This window comes from Flavobacterium sp. WC2430 (assembly GCF_040822075.1).
Lineage (GTDB): Bacteria > Bacteroidota > Bacteroidia > Flavobacteriales > Flavobacteriaceae > Flavobacterium.
Map to the genome: position 1 here is coordinate 497,956 of NZ_CP162007.1, position 22,862 is coordinate 520,817.

Annotated in this window: 5 protein-coding genes; 2 read left to right on the forward strand and 3 right to left on the reverse strand. The window is 38.8% G+C overall.

Annotation, left to right across the window (positions count from 1 at the left end; all coding sequences use genetic code 11):
- The first annotated feature begins 58 nt into the window (after positions 1–58).
- Positions 59–643, forward strand: a complete 585-nt coding sequence (locus AB3G36_RS02280; RefSeq protein ID WP_367755587.1) for a hypothetical protein — start codon at positions 59–61, stop codon at positions 641–643.
- Positions 644–742: 99 nt separating this feature from the next.
- On the opposite strand, the gene AB3G36_RS02285 is transcribed toward AB3G36_RS02280, so the two are convergent.
- The 3 genes from AB3G36_RS02285 to AB3G36_RS02295 are packed head-to-tail and all read right to left on the reverse strand — an operon-like array spanning position 743 to position 21,161.
- Positions 743–2,683, reverse strand: coding sequence for an OmpA family protein (locus AB3G36_RS02285; RefSeq protein WP_367755589.1), 1,941 nt, complete (start codon positions 2,681–2,683; stop codon positions 743–745).
- Between the two features lie 10 nt (positions 2,684–2,693).
- Positions 2,694–3,620 carry a type IX secretion system membrane protein PorP/SprF gene (locus AB3G36_RS02290; RefSeq protein ID WP_367757875.1) on the reverse strand — a complete coding sequence of 309 codons (927 nt, stop codon included), beginning with the start codon at positions 3,618–3,620 and terminating at the stop codon, positions 2,694–2,696.
- Between the two features lie 48 nt (positions 3,621–3,668).
- Entirely contained in the window at positions 3,669–21,161 is a 17,493-nt protein-coding gene (locus tag AB3G36_RS02295; protein ID WP_367755591.1) for a gliding motility-associated C-terminal domain-containing protein, read from the reverse strand.
- Positions 21,162–21,745: 584 nt separating this feature from the next.
- Between AB3G36_RS02295 and AB3G36_RS02300 the strand changes: the two genes are divergently transcribed.
- Positions 21,746–22,816 carry a glycosyltransferase gene (locus tag AB3G36_RS02300; RefSeq protein ID WP_367755593.1) on the forward strand — a complete coding sequence of 357 codons (1,071 nt, stop codon included), beginning with the start codon at positions 21,746–21,748 and terminating at the stop codon, positions 22,814–22,816.
- Positions 22,817–22,862: the final 46 nt, after the last annotated feature.

Below are 22,862 nucleotides of genomic sequence, written 5' to 3' on the forward strand. Positions count from 1 at the left end.
TATTTTCGTAATAATTAATTTATTACTTTTATTCTTTAATCTTAAAAAACAGACTATTATGAAAAAATTATTGTTGTTTTGTTTAGCATTTGTGTTGTCAAATAGTTTTTATGCACAAGAAGCGGTGGCTAAAAAGAAAGTCACTAAAGCTACAACAGAAAAGGTAGAAAAGGCAGACAAATCAGTGGCTAAAGCGGAAGCAGAAAAAGAGGCCAAAAAGCAAGCTGCTAACGAAAAAAGAAAGGCGACTATTGCTGCTAAAAAAGAAGCGGAAGCAAAGGCAAAGCTTGATGCAGAGAAAGAAGCAAAAAAGCTAGCAGCAAATGAAAAGAGAAAAGCTACAATTGCCGCAAAAAAGGAAGCTGTAAAAACAACTACAAAAATCGAAACTGAGAAAGAGACTAAAAAACAAGCAACTAGTGTAGCTAAGAAAAACCTTAGAGTTGCTAATAGCTCAGCAACTAAAAGTGCAAAAGCAACGACTAAAAAAGTAAAACCAAAAATTAAGGAAACTACAGAAAAAGCACCAAAAGTAGCTGATAAAATTACTGGTGAGTACAATGGTAAAAAAGTTTATACTGGACCTAGAGGAGGAAAATATTATATAAACAAAAACGGGAACAAGACTTATATTGAAGAGTAATATTCCATTTTTAATTAAAAAAAAGAGGCTTTTTCAAAATGGAAAAGCCTCTTTTTATATTAGTTCTATTACCAAAAGGCAATAAAAATATTTCATTTATTATTCCATCGAAATAACAACAAATTCACTGCGTCTATTCGCTTGATGCTCGGCTTCTGTACATTGAACACCATCTGCACATTTATTTACCAATTGAGATTCTCCATATCCTTTAGCTGTTAATCGACTTGCATCTATACCATTTTTAATCAACCAATCTCTAGTTGACTTGGCTCTTCTATCAGATAATGCTTCATTATATTGTGCTGTTTGTCGGCTATCAGTATGTGAGCGTATATCAATTTTAATTTTAGGAAATTCATTCATTACTGCAACTATTTTTTCTAACTCAAAAGCTGCATCTTTTCTTATGAAAGATTTATCTAAGTCAAAATAAATAATTGGAATATCTAAAGTTTTGGCAAGATCAGTGCCCACTCCTATTGGTTTGATTCGTTTTTCTAATTCAAGAGACAAATAACTTTCTCCATTTACTTTTTCAATAGAAATCGAACCTTCCTTCGTTTCATAATTACGTTTCTCAGCACGTACGTAATACGTTTTTCCACATTCAACTTCGAAACTATACTGCCCTCTTTTATTAGTTACATTTCCTTTTAACAACTGATATTTCTCATCAAACAAACTCATTTTTGCATCTTCAAGGAAATCTCCTGACTCTTTATCAGTGATTGTTCCTTTTAAGATTTGTTCACATGTCAGCTTCTTTGTTTCAGAAAATTTATAGATATCATCATATCCCTTTCCTCCTTCTCTATTAGATGTAAAAAAACCTATACGGCTTTTGCTATCAATAAAAAAACCAAAATCATCTTTAGGTCCATTAATTGGAGCACCTACATTTTGGACTTCGTTAAAACTTTTGTCCTTTTCAATTTTAGCAACATAAATATCTAACCCTCCAAGTCCTGGACGGCCATCAGTAGCAAAATACAACTCGTTATCATCACTGACGAAAGGAAATGTTTCTCTTCCTTCAGTATTGATTTTTGTGCCTAAATTCTCAGGAGTTGAATATGTTCCGTCTTCATTAATTGTTACTTTAAATAAATCAGACTGTCCAAAAGTTCCTGGCATATCTGAAGCAAAATATAACGTTTTATCATCATTACTTAGAGCAGGATGAGCAACACTGTATTGATTGCTATTGAATGGTAATTCGGTGACATCCTTCCACTCTCCGTCTTCTAAAGTTGCTTTATATATTTTTAGTAAAGTAATTCTTTTACTGTCTTTTCCTTTTTTGCCGTCTAGAAAATTATTTCTGGTAAAGTACATTGTTGAACCATCTTTTGTAAAAACGGGTGTAGATTCATGAAACTTCGAATTAATTCTATTTCCAAAGCGTTTTGGTTCTTCTAATTTTCCATTTGATTGTACTTCAGAACTATACAAATTAGTAAAAGATTGATTGGTCCACTTAAAAACTTTTTTAGAAATCCCACCAGTATCACGAGCTGAAGCGAAAACCAATTTGTTACCTGAAAAAGAGGTCCCATAATCTGAAAATTCCGAATTGATTCCGGCATCCTCGACGTTAAATCGGCCCGAATTTGCTTCAATTTCTTCTAAATAATCTTTATGCTTTTCGTATAATTTAGCTCTTAAGTCATTTCCAGACTTCTTGTTAAACTGATCAAGCATTTTGTCTGCTTTAACATATTCTCCAATTGACTTAAGTGCTTGTGAATACCTATAAAGATATTCTGGCTCTTGATTCTCATTCAGCAAAAAAAGTTCACCGTACCACTTGGCAGCCTTATCTAATTCTGCATTGAAATAATAAGCATTACCCAATTTTTGAAACATTTTTTCGTCTTTGTACCCTTTTTCTGCTACTCTTTCATAAGTTGAAATTGCATCAATGTAAGCATACTGCTCATATTTTTTATCAGCTGCAGCTACTTTGGCTTTTTGAGCATGTCCCTTAAGACTTAGCAGACTTAAAAGGACAATGTAAACGTAGGATTTAATTTTCATAATAAATTAATTAAAAGAATCTTGGAGATACTATTCTATCGTACTTATTGAACAATTCATATCTTAAAAAGATTTCATGTGAACCAGAATTATAATTAGCAAGTTTCGTAGTTTCTAAGTCATAACCATAACCGATAAACCAAGAATCACTAGCTTGAAAACCAACCATAGCACTTATAGCTGCACTCCATCGATAAGCAATCCCTGCTACAAATTTTTCGTTTATCAAAAAATTTCCTGATAAATCAACTTGTAAAGGAGCCCCTTGTACCACTTTAGTTAGGATAGATGGTTTGAATTTCACATCTCCGGTTAAGTCAAAAACATGTCCAGCTATTAAATAATAATGTATTTTTTCTGTAGCTATATGTGTATTTGAACCAGTCCCTGCATAACGATCAAAATGTTTCGTCTCTAACAAGTTAGGCGCAGAAACACCAAAATATGTATCGTCAGAATGATAATACAAACCAACTCCTATATTTGGCGAGAATTTATTATCCACATTAGTGGAAAAAATATTATCACCACTGTCATACTGGTTCAATTTGTTAAAATCAATGTTTAGTAAATTAGCTGTTGCCTTTAAACCAAACGACAACCTATATCGATCTGAAGTTTCAATACTATAGGAGAAATCAGCTGCAACATTGGTTTCATCAGACGGTCCTATTTTATCACTAATAATTGATAATCCTAAACCAATATTGCTTCCTTCAATAGGTGTGTTTATAGATGCTGTACTAGTAACTGGTGCGCCATCTAGACCAACCCATTGGGCTCGATGCAAAATAAACACATTCATCGACTCTCTTGATCCAGCATATGCTGGATTAATATTAATCGTATTGTACATATATTGGGTAAACTGTGCATCTTGTTGTGCATAAATCGATCCCGATAATAGAAGTAAAACTAATAATAACTTTATTTTCATCATTTTTTATTTTAAGCCTTGAGAAATTAAATTTCTTAGGGAATAGATTTATCTATTTAAATACAAATATCCAGCTTTTTCATGACCTATAGCATCGTTATCTTTATATTTCAAAATATAATAATAAGTACCTGTAGGTAATCCTTCTGATTGGCTAATAGTTACACGCCCTTCTGAGAAACCTTTAAATGATTTATCAGTGTTATTGTAACCAACTCTTTCAAATACAAGAACTCCCCAACGGTTATAGATCTCAACCTTATTTTCAGGATAACATTCTAGACCATCAATTCTAAAGAAATCATTATTACCATCGCCATTAGGAGACACTGCATTAAACACTTCTATAACACATTCTAAAGCTGGTAAAACAATTGGTTCTTCATTAAGTTTCGTTTCAATTTGTGTATCGTCTTTCACAATAGTTCCATTTAAAATTGACCCTGTTACATTCGCATAGTTTGTAACTAATCCAAGTTGAATATCTCTTAACGTCACAGGATAAACACCACTATATGCTGTGTTATTGGTTTCACCAGCACCTAAGCTAACTATTGGACTACCTGTTAAAATCAATCCTGTCAGATTATCTGTAACAGTGACATTAGAAAGAGCCATATTTCCAGTATTAGTGATAAGGAAACTATAAGATATTGTCTCTCCTACTTGAGCAAACCCATCATTATTGCTATCGTTGAAAACTCCAGTTTTTATAATTGAAATACTTGGTGACTCCGTTTGACCTGCAGCCACGGTTACTGTTACTGTAGCCGTATCACAATTGTACGGATTTAATACATCACAGATTGTATAATTTACAGTATAAGTTCCTCCAGGTGTATTTATCGCCACACTTACTGTTCCATCTGCATTTACTGTTAATGGCCCGTTTGGCGTGCTTGTCAATACAACATCTGATGGATTAACTGATACCCCGTTTAAGGTATCGTTTGTCAATACACTTGGTACTGTTCCACCTGTTGTTCCATTGATTGGGCCTGCAACATCAGCTACTGCATCGATTGGTGCTGCAACTACATGTACTGTTACCGTAGCCGTATCACAATTCGTTGGGTTCAATACCTCACAGATAGTATATGTTACTGTATAGTCTCCCGCTGGTGTATTTGGTGCAATACTTACTGTTCCATCTGCATTTACTGTTAATGGTCCGTTTGGTGTGCTTGTCAATACAACATCTGATGGTTTAACTGGTACCCCGTTTAAGGTATCGTTTGTCAATACACTTGGTACTGTTCCACCCGTTGCTCCACTGATTGGACCTCCAATATCTGATACTGCATCGATTGGTGCTGCAACTACATGTACTGTTACCGTAGCCGTATCACAATTCGTTGGGTTCAATACCTCACAGATAGTATATGTTACTGTATAGTCTCTCGCTGGTGTATTTGGCGCAATACTTACCGTTCCATCTGCATTTACTGTTAATGGTCCGTTTGGCGTGCTTGTCAATACAACATCTAATGGTTTAACTGGTACCCCGTTTAAGGTATCGTTTGTCAATACACTTGGTACTGTTCCACCCGTTGCTCCATTGATTGGACCTCCAATATCTGATACTGCATCGATTGGTGCTGCAACTACATGTACTGTTACCGTAGCCGTATCACAATTCGTTGGGTTCAATACCTCACAGATAGTATATGTTACTGTATAGTCTCTCGCTGGTGTATTTGGCGCAATACTTACCGTTCCATCTGCATTTACTGTTAATGGTCCGTTTGGCGTGCTTGTCAATACAACATCTAATGGTTTAACTGGTACCCCGTTTAAGGTATCGTTTGTCAATACACTTGGTACTGTTCCGCCCGTTGTTCCATTGATTGGACCTCCAATATCTGATACTGCATCGATTGGTGCTGCAACTACATGTACTGTTACCGTAGCGGTATCACAATTGCTTGGGTTTAGTTTTTCACAAATCGTGTATTGTATCGTGTACTCTCCTGCTGGTGTTCCTGCAGCAACACTTACGCTTCCGTCGGTGTTTACGCTTAAGGCCGTAGTCGCTGTCGATGTTATTACTACATCTGCTGGAACTACTTTTACTCCATTTAAGGTGTCATTATCCAATACATTGATCCCTGCATCTCCTCCGTCTTTTCCATTGATTGGACCGGCAACCACATCGTCAATTGCATCGATAACTGCTTTAGTTACTGTTACCGTTACTGTAGCTTGATCACAATTGCTTGGGTTTAGTTTTTCACAAATCGTGTATTGTATCGTGTACTCTCCTGCTGGTGTTCCTGCAGCAACACTTACGCTTCCGTCGGTGTTTACGCTTAAGGCCGTAGTCGCTGTCGATGTTATTACTACATCTGCTGGAACTACTTTTACTCCATTTAAGGTGTCATTATCCAATACATTGATCCCTGCATCTCCTCCGTCTTTTCCATTGATTGGACCGGCAACCACATCGTCAATTGCATCGATTATCGCTTTTCCAACGGTTACCGTTACTGTAGCTTGATCACAATTGCTTGGGTTTAGTTTTTCACAAATCGTGTATTGTATCGTGTACTCTCCTGCTGGTGTTCCTGCAGCAACACTTACGCTTCCGTCGGTGTTTACGCTTAAGGCCGTAGTCGCTGTCGATGTTATTACTACATCTGATGGAACTACTTTTACTCCATTTAAGGTGTCATTAGTCAATACATTGATCCCTGCGTCTCCTCCGTCTTTTCCATTGATTGGACCGGCAACCACATCGTCAATTGCATCGATTATCGATTTTCCAACGGTTACCGTTACTGTAGCTTGATCACAATTGCTTGGGTTTAGTTTTTCACAAATCGTGTATTGTATCGTGTACTCTCCTGCTGGTGTTCCTGCAGCAACACTTACGCTTCCGTCGGTGTTTACGCTTAAGGCCGTAGTCGCTGTCGATGTTATTACTACATCTGATGGAACTACTTTTACTCCATTTAAGGTGTCATTATCCAATACATTGATCCCTGCGTCTCCTCCGTCTTTTCCATTGATTGGACCGGCAACCACATCGTCAATTGCATCGATTATCGCTTTTCCAACGGTTACTGTTACCGTAGCGGTATCACAATTGCTTGGGTTTAGTTTTTCACAAATCGTGTATTGTATCGTGTACTCTCCTGCTGGTGTTCCTGCAGCAACACTTACGCTTCCGTCGGTGTTTACGCTTAAGGCCGTAGTCGCTGTCGATGTTATTACTACATCTGATGGAACTACTTTTACTCCATTTAAGGTGTCATTAGTCAATACATTGATCCCTGCATCTCCTCCGTCTTTTCCATTGATTGGACCGGCAACCACATCGTCAATTGCATCAATTATCGCTTTTCCAACGGTTACTGTTACCGTAGCGGTATCACAATTGCTTGGGTTTAGTTTTTCACAAATCGTGTATTGTATCGTGTACTCTCCTGCTGGTGTTCCTGCAGCAACACTTACGCTTCCGTCGGTGTTTACGCTTAAGGCCGTAGTCGCTGTCGATGTTATTACTACATCTGCTGGAACTACTTTTACTCCATTTAAGGTGTCATTATCCAATACATTGATCCCTGCATCTCCTCCGTCTTTTCCATTGATTGGACCGGCAACCACATCGTCAATTGCATCGATTATCGCTTTTCCAACGGTTACTGTTACCGTAGCGGTATCACAATTGCTTGGGTTTAGTTTTTCACAAATCGTGTATTGTATCGTGTACTCTCCTGCTGGTGTTCCTGCAGCAACACTTACGCTTCCGTCGGTGTTTACGCTTAAGGCCGTAGTCGCTGTCGATGTTATTACTACATCTGATGGAACTACTTTTACTCCATTTAAGGTGTCATTAGTCAATACATTGATCCCTGCATCTCCTCCGTCTTTTCCATTGATTGGACCGGCAACCACATCGTCAATTGCATCGATTATCGCTTTTCCAACGGTTACTGTTACCGTAGCGGTATCACAATTGCTTGGGTTTAGTTTTTCACAAATCGTGTATTGTATCGTGTACTCTCCTGCTGGTGTTCCTGCAGCAACACTTACGCTTCCGTCGGTGTTTACGCTTAAGGCCGTAGTCGCTGTCGATGTTATTACTACATCTGATGGAACTACTTTTACTCCATTTAAGGTGTCATTAGTCAATACATTGATCCCTGCGTCTCCTCCGTCTTTTCCATTGATTGGACCGGCAACCACATCGTCAATTGCATCGATTATCGCCTTTCCAACGGTTACTGTTACCGTAGCGGTATCACAATTGCTTGGGTTTAGTTTTTCACAAATCGTGTATTGTATCGTGTACTCTCCTGCTGGTGTTCCTGCAGCAACACTTACGCTTCCGTCGGTGTTTACGCTTAAGGCCGTAGTCGCTGTCGATGTTATTACTACATCTGATGGAACTACTTTTACTCCATTTAAGGTGTCATTAGTCAATACATTGATCCCTGCATCTCCTCCGTCTTTTCCATTGATTGGACCGGCAACCACATCGTCAATTGCATCGATTATCGCTTTTCCAACGGTTACTGTTACCGTAGCGGTATCACAATTGCTTGGGTTTAGTTTTTCACAAATCGTGTATTGTATCGTGTACTCTCCTGCTGGTGTTCCTGCAGCAACACTTACGCTTCCGTCGGTGTTTACGCTTAAGGCCGTAGTCGCTGTCGATGTTATTACTACATCTGATGGAACTACTTTTACTCCATTTAAGGTGTCATTATCCAATACATTGATCCCTGCGTCTCCTCCGTCTTTTCCATTGATTGGTCCGGCAACCACATCGTCAATTGCATCGATTATCGCTTTTCCAACGGTTACTGTTACCGTAGCGGTATCACAATTGCTTGGGTTTAGTTTTTCACAAATCGTGTATTGTATCGTGTACTCTCCTGCTGGTGTTCCTGCAGCAACACTTACGCTTCCGTCGGTGTTTACGCTTAAGGCCGTAGTCGCTGTCGATGTAATTACTACATCTGCTGGAACTACTTTTACTCCATTTAAGGTGTCATTATCCAATACATTGATGCCTGCATCTCCTCCGTCTTTTCCATTGATTGGTCCAGCAACTACATCGTCAATTGCATCGATTACTGCTTTTCCAACGGTTACCGTTACCGTAGCGGTATCGCAATTGCTTGGGTTTAGTTTTTCACAAATCGTGTATTGTATCGTGTACTCTCCTGCTGGCGTTCCTGCAGCAACACTTACGCTTCCGTCGGTGTTTACGCTTAAGGCCGTAGTCGCTGTCGATGTAATTACTACATCTGATGGAACTACTTTTACTCCATTTAAGGTGTCATTATCCAATACATTGATGCCTGCATCTCCTCCGTCTTTTCCATTGATTGGTCCGGCAACCACATCGTCAATTGCATCGATTACTGCTTTTCCAACGGTTACCGTTACCGTAGCGGTATCACAATTGCTTGGGTTTAGTTTTTCACAAATCGTGTATTGTATCGTGTACTCTCCTGCTGGTGTTCCTGTAGCAACACTTACGCTTCCGTCGGTGTTTACGCTTAAGGCCGTAGTCGCTGTCGATGTTATTACTACATCTGATGGAACTACTTTTACTCCATTTAAGGTGTCATTATCCAATACATTGATCCCTGCATCTCCTCCGTCTTTTCCATTGATTGGACTGGCAACCACATCGTCAATTGCATCGATTATCGCTTTTCCAACGGTTACTGTTACCGTAGCGGTATCACAATTGCTTGGGTTTAGTTTTTCACAAATCGTGTATTGTATCGTGTACTCTCCTGCTGGTGTTCCTGCAGCAACACTTACGCTTCCGTCGGTGTTTACGCTTAAGGCCGTAGTCGCTGTCGATGTTATTACTACATCTGATGGAACTACTTTTACTCCATTTAAGGTGTCATTAGTCAATACATTGATCCCTGCGTCTCCTCCGTCTTTTCCATTGATTGGACCGGCAACCACATCGTCAATTGCATCGATTATCGCTTTTCCAACGGTTACTGTTACCGTAGCGGTATCACAATTGCTTGGGTTTAGTTTTTCACAAATCGTGTATTGTATCGTGTACTCTCCTGCTGGTGTTCCTGCAGCAACACTTACGCTTCCGTCGGTGTTTACGCTTAAGGCCGTAGTCGCTGTCGATGTTATTACTACATCTGATGGAACTACTTTTACTCCATTTAAGGTGTCATTATCCAATACATTGATCCCTGCGTCTCCTCCGTCTTTTCCATTGATTGGACTGGCAACCACATCGTCAATTGCATCGATTATCGCTTTTCCAACGGTTACTGTTACCGTAGCGGTATCACAATTGCTTGGGTTTAGTTTTTCACAAATCGTGTATTGTATCGTGTACTCTCCTGCTGGTGTTCCTGCAGCAACACTTACACTTCCGTCGGTGTTTACGCTTAAGGCCGTAGTCGCTGTCGATGTTATTACTACATCTGATGGAACTACTTTTACTCCATTTAAGGTGTCATTAGTCAATACATTGATCCCTGCGTCTCCTCCGTCTTTTCCATTGATTGGACCGGCAACCACATCGTCAATTGCATCGATTATCGCTTTTCCAACGGTTACTGTTACCGTAGCGGTATCACAATTGCTTGGGTTTAGTTTTTCACAAATCGTGTATTGTATCGTGTACTCTCCTGCTGGTGTTCCTGCAGCAACACTTACGCTTCCGTCGGTGTTTACGCTTAAGGCCGTAGTCGCTGTCGATGTTATTACTACATCTGATGGAACTACTTTTACTCCATTTAAGGTGTCATTATCCAATACATTGATCCCTGCATCTCCTCCGTCTTTTCCATTGATTGGACCGGCAACCACATCGTCAATTGCATCGATTATCGCTTTTCCAACGGTTACTGTTACCGTAGCGGTATCACAATTGCTTGGGTTTAGTTTTTCACAAATCGTGTATTGTATCGTGTACTCTCCTGCTGGTGTTCCTGCAGCAACACTTACACTTCCGTCGGTGTTTACGCTTAAGGCCGTAGTCGCTGTCGATGTTATTACTACATCTGATGGAACTACTTTTACTCCATTTAAGGTGTCATTATCCAATACATTGATCCCTGCGTCTCCTCCGTCTTTTCCATTGATTGGACCGGCAACCACATCGTCAATTGCATCGATTATCGCCTTTCCAACGGTTACTGTTACCGTAGCGGTATCACAATTGCTTGGGTTTAGTTTTTCACAAATCGTGTATTGTATCGTGTACTCTCCTGCTGGTGTTCCTGCAGCAACACTTACGCTTCCGTCGGTGTTTACGCTTAAGGCCGTAGTCGCTGTCGATGTTATTACTACATCTGATGGAACTACTTTTACTCCATTTAAGGTGTCATTATCCAATACATTGATCCCTGCGTCTCCTCCGTCTTTTCCATTGATTGGACCGGCAACCACATCGTCAATTGCATCGATTATCGCTTTTCCAACGGTTACTGTTACCGTAGCGGTATCACAATTGCTTGGGTTTAGTTTTTCACAAATCGTGTATTGTATCGTGTACTCTCCTGCTGGTGTTCCTGCAGCAACACTTACGCTTCCGTCGGTGTTTACGCTTAAGGCCGTAGTCGCTGTCGATGTTATTACTACATCTGATGGAACTACTTTTACTCCATTTAAGGTGTCATTATCCAATACATTGATCCCTGCGTCTCCTCCGTCTTTTCCATTGATTGGACCGGCAACCACATCGTCAATTGCATCAATTATCGCTTTTCCAACGGTTACTGTTACCGTAGCGGTATCACAATTGCTTGGGTTTAGTTTTTCACAAATCGTGTATTGTATCGTGTACTCTCCTGCTGGTGTTCCTGCAGCAACACTTACACTTCCGTCGGTGTTTACGCTTAAGGCCGTAGTCGCTGTCGATGTTATTACTACATCTGATGGAACTACTTTTACTCCATTTAAGGTGTCATTATCCAATACATTGATCCCTGCGTCTCCTCCGTCTTTTCCATTGATTGGACCGGCAACCACATCGTCAATTGCATCGATTATCGCCTTTCCAACGGTTACTGTTACCGTAGCGGTATCACAATTGCTTGGGTTTAGTTTTTCACAAATCGTGTATTGTATCGTGTACTCTCCTGCTGGTGTTCCTGCAGCAACACTTACGCTTCCGTCGGTGTTTACGCTTAAGGCCGTAGTCGCTGTCGATGTTATTACTACATCTGCTGGAACTACTTTTACTCCATTTAAGGTGTCATTATCCAATACATTGATCCCTGCGTCTCCTCCGTCTTTTCCATTGATTGGACCGGCAACCACATCGTCAATTGCATCAATTATCGCTTTTCCAACGGTTACTGTTACCGTAGCGGTATCACAATTGCTTGGGTTTAGTTTTTCACAAATCGTGTATTGTATCGTGTACTCTCCTGCTGGTGTTCCTGCAGCAACACTTACACTTCCGTCGGTGTTTACGCTTAAGGCCGTAGTCGCTGTCGATGTTATTACTACATCTGATGGAACTACTTTTACTCCATTTAAGGTGTCATTATCCAATACATTGATCCCTGCATCTCCTCCGTCTTTTCCATTGATTGGACCGGCAACCACATCGTCAATTGCATCGATTATCGCCTTTCCAACGGTTACTGTTACCGTAGCGGTATCACAATTGCTTGGGTTTAGTTTTTCACAAATCGTGTATTGTATCGTGTACTCTCCTGCTGGTGTTCCTGCAGCAACACTTACGCTTCCGTCGGTGTTTACGCTTAAGGCCGTAGTCGCTGTCGATGTTATTACTACATCTGATGGAACTACTTTTACTCCATTTAAGGTGTCATTAGTCAATACATTGATCCCTGCATCTCCTCCGTCTTTTCCATTGATTGGACCGGCAACCACATCGTCAATTGCATCAATTATCGCTTTTCCAACGGTTACTGTTACCGTAGCGGTATCACAATTGCTTGGGTTTAGTTTTTCACAAATCGTGTATTGTATCGTGTACTCTCCTGCTGGTGTTCCTGCAGCAACACTTACGCTTCCGTCGGTGTTTACGCTTAAGGCCGTAGTCGCTGTCGATGTTATTACTACATCTGATGGAACTACTTTTACTCCATTTAAGGTGTCATTATCCAATACATTGATCCCTGCATCTCCTCCGTCTTTTCCATTGATTGGACCGGCAACCACATCGTCAATTGCATCGATTATCGCTTTTCCAACGGTTACTGTTACCGTAGCGGTATCACAATTGCTTGGGTTTAGTTTTTCACAAATCGTGTATTGTATCGTGTACTCTCCTGCTGGTGTTCCTGCAGCAACACTTACGCTTCCGTCGGTGTTTACGCTTAAGGCCGTAGTCGCTGTCGATGTTATTACTACATCTGATGGAACTACTTTTACTCCATTTAAGGTGTCATTAGTCAATACATTGATCCCTGCATCTCCTCCGTCTTTTCCATTGATTGGACCGGCAACCACATCGTCAATTGCATCGATAACTGCTTTAGTTACTGTTACCGTTACTGTAGCTTGATCACAATTCGTTGGGTTTAGTTTTTCACAAATCGTGTATTGTATCGTGTACTCTCCTGCTGGTGTTCCTGCAGCAACACTTACGCTTCCGTCGGTGTTTACGCTTAAGGCCGTAGTCGCTGTCGATGTTATTACTACATCTGATGGAACTACTTTTACTCCATTTAAGGTGTCATTAGTCAATACATTGATCCCTGCGTCTCCTCCGTCTTTTCCATTGATTGGACTGGCAACCACATCGTCAATTGCATCGATTATCGCTTTTCCAACGGTTACTGTTACCGTAGCGGTATCACAATTGCTTGGGTTTAGTTTTTCACAAATCGTGTATTGTATCGTGTACTCTCCTGCTGGTGTTCCTGCAGCAACACTTACGCTTCCGTCGGTGTTTACGCTTAAGGCCGTAGTCGCTGTCGATGTTATTACTACATCTGATGGAACTACTTTTACTCCATTTAAGGTGTCATTATCCAATACATTGATCCCTGCGTCTCCTCCGTCTTTTCCATTGATTGGACCGGCAACCACATCGTCAATTGCATCGATTATCGCTTTTCCAACGGTTACTGTTACCGTAGCGGTATCACAATTGCTTGGGTTTAGTTTTTCACAAATCGTGTATTGTATCGTGTACTCTCCTGCTGGTGTTCCTGCAGCAACACTTACGCTTCCGTCGGTGTTTACGCTTAAGGCCGTAGTCGCTGTCGATGTTATTACTACATCTGATGGAACTACTTTTACTCCATTTAAGGTGTCATTATCCAATACATTGATCCCTGCATCTCCTCCGTCTTTTCCATTGATTGGACCGGCAACCACATCGTCAATTGCATCGATTATCGCTTTTCCAACGGTTACTGTTACCGTAGCGGTATCACAATTGCTTGGGTTTAGTTTTTCACAAATCGTGTATTGTATCGTGTACTCTCCTGCTGGTGTTCCTGCAGCAACACTTACGCTTCCGTCGGTGTTTACGCTTAAGGCCGTAGTCGCTGTCGATGTTATTACTACATCTGATGGAACTACTTTTACTCCATTTAAGGTGTCATTATCCAATACATTGATCCCTGCGTCTCCTCCGTCTTTTCCATTGATTGGACCGGCAACCACATCGTCAATTGCATCGATTATCGCTTTTCCAACGGTTACTGTTACCGTAGCGGTATCACAATTGCTTGGGTTTAGTTTTTCACAAATCGTGTATTGTATCGTGTACTCTCCTGCTGGTGTTCCTGCAGCAACACTTACGCTTCCGTCGGTGTTTACGCTTAAGGCCGTAGTCGCTGTCGATGTTATTACTACATCTGATGGAACTACTTTTACTCCATTTAAGGTGTCATTATCCAATACATTGATCCCTGCGTCTCCTCCGTCTTTTCCATTGATTGGACCGGCAACCACATCGTCAATTGCATCGATTATCGCTTTTCCAACGGTTACTGTTACCGTAGCGGTATCACAATTGCTTGGGTTTAGTTTTTCACAAATCGTGTATTGTATCGTGTACTCTCCTGCTGGTGTTCCTGCAGCAACACTTACGCTTCCGTCGGTGTTTACGCTTAAGGCCGTAGTCGCTGTCGATGTTATTACTACATCTGATGGAACTACTTTTACTCCATTTAAGGTGTCATTATCCAATACATTGATCCCTGCATCTCCTCCGTCTTTTCCATTGATTGGACCGGCAACCACATCGTCAATTGCATCGATTATCGCTTTTCCAACGGTTACTGTTACCGTAGCGGTATCACAATTGCTTGGGTTTAGTTTTTCACAAATCGTGTATTGTATCGTGTACTCTCCTGCTGGTGTTCCTGCAGCAACACTTACGCTTCCGTCGGTGTTTACGCTTAAGGCCGTAGTCGCTGTCGATGTTATTACTACATCTGATGGAACTACTTTTACTCCATTTAAGGTGTCATTAGTCAATACATTGATCCCTGCGTCTCCTCCGTCTTTTCCATTGATTGGACCGGCAACCACATCGTCAATTGCATCGATTATCGCTTTTCCAACGGTTACTGTTACCGTAGCGGTATCACAATTGCTTGGGTTTAGTTTTTCACAAATCGTGTATTGTATCGTGTACTCTCCTGCTGGTGTTCCTGCAGCAACACTTACGCTTCCGTCGGTGTTTACGCTTAAGGCCGTAGTCGCTGTCGATGTTATTACTACATCTGATGGAACTACTTTTACTCCATTTAAGGTGTCATTAGTCAATACATTGATCCCTGCGTCTCCTCCGTCTTTTCCATTGATTGGACTGGCAACCACATCGTCAATTGCATCGATTATCGCTTTTCCAACGGTTACTGTTACCGTAGCGGTATCACAATTGCTTGGGTTTAGTTTTTCACAGATTTGGTAAACTAAACTGTAGTTCCCTGCTGGTGTTCCTGCTGCTACAACTACATTAGTTCCTGATAAGGTGATTCCTGTATTGGTTGCTGATACAAATGTTGTAGTCACTTTAGTTGGATCAACCAAAGATCCGTTTAAGGTATCGTTAGAAAGTACATTTGTTAATGATGTTCCGCCTACAAATCCGTTTATGTTTGTTCCTGCATCATCAATTGCATCGATAACTGCTTTAGTTACTGTTACCGTTACTGTAGCTTGATCACAATTCGTTGGATTTAATTTCTCACAGATTTGGTAAACTAAACTGTAGTTTCCTGCTGGTGTTCCTGCTGCTACCAATACATTTGTTCCTGATAAGGTGATTCCTGCGTTAGTTGCTGATACAAATGTTGTAGTCACTTTAGTTGGGTCAACCAAAGATCCGTTTAAGGTATCGTTAGAAAGTACATTTGTTAATGATGTTCCACCTACAAATCCGTTTATGTTTGCTCCTGCATCATCAATTGCATCGATAACTGCTTTAGTTACTGTTACCGTTACTGTAGCTTGATCACAATTCGTTGGGTTTAATTTCTCACAGATTTGGTAAACTAAACTGTAGTTTCCTGCTGGTGTTCCTGCTGCTACAACTACATTAGTTCCTGATAAGGTAATTCCTGTATTGGTTGCTGATACAAATGTTGTAGTCACTTTAGTTGGGTCAACCAAAGATCCGTTTAAGGTATCGTTAGAAAGTACATTTGTTAATGATGTTCCTCCTACAAATCCGTTTATGTTTGCTCCTGCATCATCAATTGCATCGATAACTGCTTTAGTTACTGTTACCGTTACTGTAGCTTGATCACAATTCGTTGGGTTTAATTTCTCACAGATTTGGTAAACTAAACTGTAGTTTCCTGCTGGTGTTCCTGCTGCTACAACTACATTAGTTCCTGATAAGGTGATTCCTGTATTGGTTGCTGATACAAATGTTGTAGTCACTTTAGTTGGGTCAACCAAAGATCCGTTTAAGGTATCGTTAGAAAGTACATTTGTTAATGATGTTCCGCCTACAAATCCGTTTATGTTTGCTCCTGCATCATCAATTGCATCGATAACTGCTTTAGTTACTGTTACCGTTACTGTAGCTTGATCACAATTCGTTGGGTTTAATTTCTCACAGATTTGGTAAACTAAACTGTAGTTTCCTGCTGGTGTTCCTGCTGCTACAACTACATTAGTTCCTGATAAGGTAATTCCTGTATTGGTTGCTGATACAAATGTTGTAGTCACTTTAGTTGGATCAACCAAAGATCCGTTTAAGGTATCGTTAGAAAGTACATTTGTTAATGATGTTCCGCCTACAAATCCGTTTATGTTTGCTCCTGCATCATCAATTGCATCGATAACTGCTTTAGTTACTGTTACCGTTACTGTAGCTTGATCACAATTCGTTGGATTTAATTTCTCACAGATTTGGTAAACTAAACTGTAGTTTCCTGCTGGTGTTCCTGCTGCTACCAATACATTTGTTCCTGATAAGGTGATTCCTGCGTTAGTTGCTGATACAAATGTTGTAGTCACTTTAGTTGGGTCAACCAAAGATCCGTTTAAGGTATCGTTAGAAAGTACATTTGTTAATGATGTTCCGCCTACAAATCCGTTTATGTTTGTTCCTGCATCATCAATTGCATCGATAACTGCTTTAGTTACTGTTACCGTTACTGTAGCTTGATCACAATTCGTTGGATTTAATTTCTCACAGATTTGGTAAACTAAACTGTAGTTTCCTGCTGGTGTTCCTGCTGCTACCAATACATTTGTTCCTGATAAGGTGATTCCTGCGTTAGTTGCTGATACAAATGTTGTAGTCACTTTAGTTGGGTCAACCAAAGATCCGTTTAAGGTATCGTTAGAAAGTACATTTGTTAATGATGTTCCACCTACAAATCCGTTTATGTTTGCTCCTGCATCATCAATTGCATCGATAACTGCTTTAGTTACTGTTACCGTTACTGTAGCTTGATCACAATTCGTTGGGTTTAATTTCTCACAGATTTGGTAAACTAAACTGTAGTTTCCTGCTGGTGTTCCTGCTGCTACAACTACATTAGTTCCTGATAAGGTAATTCCTGTATTGGTTGCTGATACAAATGTTGTAGTCACTTTAGTTGGGTCAACCAAAGATCCGTTTAAGGTATCGTTAGAAAGTACATTTGTTAATGATGTTCCTCCTACAAATCCGTTTATGTTTGCTCCTGCATCATCAATTGCATCGATAACTGCTTTAGTTACTGTTACCGTTACTGTAGCTTGATCACAATTCGTTGGGTTTAATTTCTCACAGATTTGGTAAACTAAACTGTAGTTTCCTGCTGGTGTTCCTGCTGCTACAACTACATTAGTTCCTGATAAGGTGATTCCTGTATTGGTTGCTGATACAAATGTTGTAGTCACTTTAGTTGGGTCAACCAAAGATCCGTTTAAGGTATCGTTAGAAAGTACATTTGTTAATGATGTTCCGCCTACAAATCCGTTTATGTTTGCTCCTGCATCATCAATTGCATCGATAACTGCTTTAGTTACTGTTACCGTTACTGTAGCTTGATCACAATTCGTTGGGTTTAATTTCTCACAAATTTTGTAAACTAAACTGTAGTTTCCTGCTGGCGTTCCAGCTGCTACCAATACATTTGTCCCTGATAAGGTGATTCCTGCGTTAGTTGAAGATACGAAAGTCGTATTCACTTTAGAACCAACAACCGCTACTCCATTTAAAGTGTCATTGGACAAGACATTAGTGAATGAAGTTCCACCTACAAATCCGTTTACTGAACTTCCTGTATCATTAATCGCATCAATCACAGCTGCAGAAACAGGTACAGTTACTGTAGCTGGGTCACAATTCGTTGGATTCAATATCTCACAAATTTTGTAAACTAAACTGTAGTTTCCTGCTGGCGTTCCTGCTACTACCAATACATTTGTTCCTGATAAGGTGATTCCTGCGTTAGTTGAAGATACGAAAGTCGTATTCACTTTAGAACCAACAACCGCTACTCCATTTAAAGTGTCATTGGACAAGACATTAGTGAATGAAGTTCCACCTACAAATCCGTTTACTGAACTTCCTGTATCATTAATCGCGTCAATCACAGCTGCAGAAACAGGTACAGTTACTGTAGCTGGGTCACAATTCGTTGGGTTTAATTTCTCACAGATTTGGTAAACTAAACTGTAGTTTCCTGCTGGCGTTCCAGCTGCTACCAATACATTTGTCCCTGATAAGGTGATTCCTGCGTTAGTTGAAGATACGAAAGTCGTATTCACTTTAGAACCAACAACCGCTACTCCATTTAAAGTGTCATTGGACAAGACATTAGTGAATGAAGTTCCACCTACAAATCCGTTTACTGAACTTCCTGTATCATTAATCGCGTCAATCACAGCTGCAGAAACAGGTACAGTTACTGTAGCTGGGTCACAATTCGTTGGATTCAATATCTCACAAATTTTGTAAACTAAACTGTAGTTTCCTGCTGGCGTTCCTGCTACTACCAATACATTTGTTCCTGATAAGGTGATTCCTGCGTTAGTTGAAGATACGAAAGTCGTATTCACTTTAGTTGGATCAACTAATGCTCCGTTTAAGGTATCGTTAGAAAGCACATTTGTTAATGAAGTCCCACCTACAAATCCGTTTACAGTTGTTCCTGCATCATTAATCGCCTCAATTGGAGTGTTTATCGGTACAGGTGTAGATGTAGAAGTATTATTATATGGATTCGGATCTATATTGTCAGTCGTAATTGTTGCTGTGTTAGCATAATTCCCTGTAAGGTTAACAGTGGCAACTATTGTTAACGTTTCCGTTTTATTTTTATTTAAAGTTCCTATAGTCCAAGTAGATGACGACGAAATAGTCCCAGCTGAAGGAGTTGCACTAATTAGCGTATAACCAGATGGGATAACATCACTAACAACTACATTTGAAGCATTATTAACTGTACTTAAATTTTGTGCAGTTATTGTAAAAGTGATAGTACCTCCTTTATACGGAGTCTCATTACTTGCTACTTTTGTAACAGCAATATCAGTAGTACATAAGTCAACATTAACAGGAGGAGATTGAACAATTTCTCCACAAGACAAAGTTGCGGCAACTGTATAAGCTCCAATTTGTGATGCTGTATATGTATTTGATGTTGCTCCAGATATAGCTACCCCATTCAAATACCATTGATATGGTGCAAAACCAGTATCAGCAGTTAAGAGTGCTTCACCATTTGAACAACCATTTTTTGTTTTGTATGTTACCGTTGGCGTATTAGGTTGTTCCACAAAGTTTGAAAAGAATGCAGACATTGAAAATCCACCACCTTGCTGAATTAGCGAAACAACAATTCTACTAGTTGATGAAATACTTATAACATTAGGCTTACCAATTTCAGTACTAGTAAAATCAATAAGATACCAACCAGTAGTACCTAATTGTCTTCTAGCACCAACAGCAGCTGTTTCAATATTACTACCATTTAATTTCACTGAAGCAGTAGCACTTTGAATTAAAATATATCCGAAATAAGGCAAATCGGAATTATCATATTTTTTAAACTTAGATGTTTCAACAAAATAAGAACCTCCACAGGCAGATGTTGGAGAAATAGCACTAATATCAACCTCGCATGACTGAGCCGATCCAGTATATATAGCTACTTTTTTATCACTAACAATACGATTAGCTGTATAAGGAGTAGTTCCATCACCATTATAAAAAGTATAAAAATCCCCAGCATTAACAAGAGTTTTGTTAATCGTATTAACCAAAGTTCCAGTTAAAGAGAATGTATTTATTGTAAGAATTGTATTCGCCTCTGTTGCTACTACTGTAGATTGTTCTGATGTAACTGGATTGCCAGTAGTTGTATTAGAACCTTGGGTTCTTACAAGGAAATATTCCTTACCTAAAACACTTACTGGAGGAATTTGACATAATGTACCATCACCACATGTATCCGGATTATCAAGTATAGCCCCCGTATTCATAACGACACCTGCAGATGTTTCAACCAAAGACCCAATTGCTGCTTTAAACAAATAACTTTGACCCGCATGCAAAGTGGTTAAAGTAGTACCATTTAACTTTACAACTGTGTTGTTTACAATAGCCATAACACTGTATATAGGCAATTGATTTTGTATACTCGTTTCCCATTGAAATGGACCTAAGGTTCCGTTTCTATAATATCCAACTCTAAAATTTATACCAACACCAGGGTTACCATAACTAGTTAAAGAAGCATTTCCTTTTATATGTTGATCAGCTACATTACTATTAATATTATCGGATGCTATATTTCGTAAGTTTACAAGTGTAGGAGATGTACTTGTTATTATTAATCCAGCATTACTTAAAACAGTATTTAAAGCTAGATAATTTTTACTAATAGGATCCCCGGAAAAACGGTATACAGCAGGAGTCCCTTTAGTAGCACTCAAAGTTGCCACTAAAGTTCCATCACTTTTCTTTACAGTAATAGTTACATTACTAGTAGCTTCAGTTGAAACTACAAGCTCATTTGCGTTAGTAAAATAATCCCAAGGAGCTGGAGCAATATTATGGGTAGTATATTGCGAATATGAATTTATAGAAACCAGAAGACAGATAAGAAAAAATATTATTTTCCTTAAAGTCACTATCTTTAAAGTAGTTTTGTACATAATTTACAGTAGGTATTTCAAATAATAAATTGGGGCGAAATAATAAAATAAAACAACATTTTTTTTCGTACAAAAAGCACAATACAAAATGAAGGAATTTTATTAACAATATTTTGTGCAAAACTAAAAAAATAAAAATGAAAAAAAATTAAATTCCTTAAAATACATATATACTCGATTAAATGTAAATAAAAGCAGGTATTTGATTACACGCAAAATAGCAATTAATACGGGACTAACTCATTATTAACTTTCTTACAAAAAACCGACCTGAGAATTCCTTAAAATTTATGCCTTTATAATGCAAATACAATAAAAATATCCGTATTAAAAAACTGAATTTTGTAAGAAAAAAAGCTAAGAATTCATTACAATCCCTTACATTTTACATTATTCCATCTTAACTTACCATCATCTGTTAAATTAAAAAGCCAAAAATAAAAATTCGAGTCGCTATTACCTTTCATTTCCTAAAACACTAATCCCAAATGACTGCTTCCTTAATCATTTGGTAATATTTAAATCAATTCAGAAGTAATTCACTTTATGTACCTTTAAAAAAGCAAATAAAATGATTTTAAAAAATGATTGACTACTCTTCAGCTTCCCATAAAACAATATTAATCACACCTCTAAATTGGGGTTTAGGACACGCATCAAGGTGTATACCAATTATAAAAGCGCTGCAAGAAAACAACTATATCCCAATTATCGCTTCAGATGGGGCAGCATTGCACTTATTACGTAAAGAATTTCCCTATTTAAAAATACTTGAACTACCTTCTTACCAGATAGAATACCCTAAGAATAGTACTTATTTTAAATGGAAGCTTTTTCTTAATTCTCCAAAAATGATCCTCGCCATTTGGAATGAAAAAAAAATAGTGGCTAAATGGATAGATCAATACGAAATTGATGGCATTCTATCAGATAATAGATTAGGATGTTATTCGAAAAGAATACCATCTGTTTACATTACACACCAAATAAATGTATTGACAGGCAAAACAACTTGGATAACTAGTAAACTGCATCAAAAAATAATCAAAAAATATTCAGAATGTTGGATTCCAGATGTAGAAAAAATACCAAATTTAGCAAGTAAATTAAGTCATTTAAAAAAATCAAATCTAAATTTGAAATATATTGGCCCACTTAGCCGAATGATAAAAAAAGAGCTTCCAACTAAATATGATTTAATGGTGATCCTTTCTGGTCCTGAACCTCAAAGAAGTATATTGGAAGAAAAAATAAAAGTCGAACTTAAACGATATAAAGGAGAAGTTATATTCATTAAGGGAATTATTGAAAAGGAACAAACAAAGGAGAAGATTAAAAACATACTCTTTTATAATTTCATGAATAGTCGCCAATTAGAGCAAGCTTTCAATGAAAGTGAGATCATTCTTTGTCGTTCTGGCTACACAACAATTATGGATTTAGTAAAACTTGGAAAGAAAGCTTTTTTTATTCCAACACCAGGACAATACGAACAAGTTTATCTAGCACAAAAATTAAAAGAGGAAGGGCTCGCTCCATTTGCCAATCAAGACGAATTCAAAATCGAAAACTTATTCGAATTAAACAAATATAGCGGACTTCAAACTATTAATAATAAAATAGATTGGGAGAACTTATTTGAAGTTTTTCAATAAAAAAAGCTGACTTTTACATCTAAGATAGATACAAAAGTCAGCTTTC

Coding starts and splice junctions, on each gene's coding strand:
- AB3G36_RS02285 (WP_367755589.1), bottom strand. CDS start 2,683: ATGAAAATTAAATCCTACGTTTACATTGTCCTTTTAAGTCTGCTAAGT.
- AB3G36_RS02300 (WP_367755593.1), top strand. CDS start 21,746: ATGATTGACTACTCTTCAGCTTCCCATAAAACAATATTAATCACACCT.
- AB3G36_RS02290 (WP_367757875.1), bottom strand. CDS start 3,620: ATGAAAATAAAGTTATTATTAGTTTTACTTCTATTATCGGGATCGATT.
- AB3G36_RS02295 (WP_367755591.1), bottom strand. CDS start 21,161: ATGTACAAAACTACTTTAAAGATAGTGACTTTAAGGAAAATAATATTT.
- AB3G36_RS02280 (WP_367755587.1), top strand. CDS start 59: ATGAAAAAATTATTGTTGTTTTGTTTAGCATTTGTGTTGTCAAATAGT.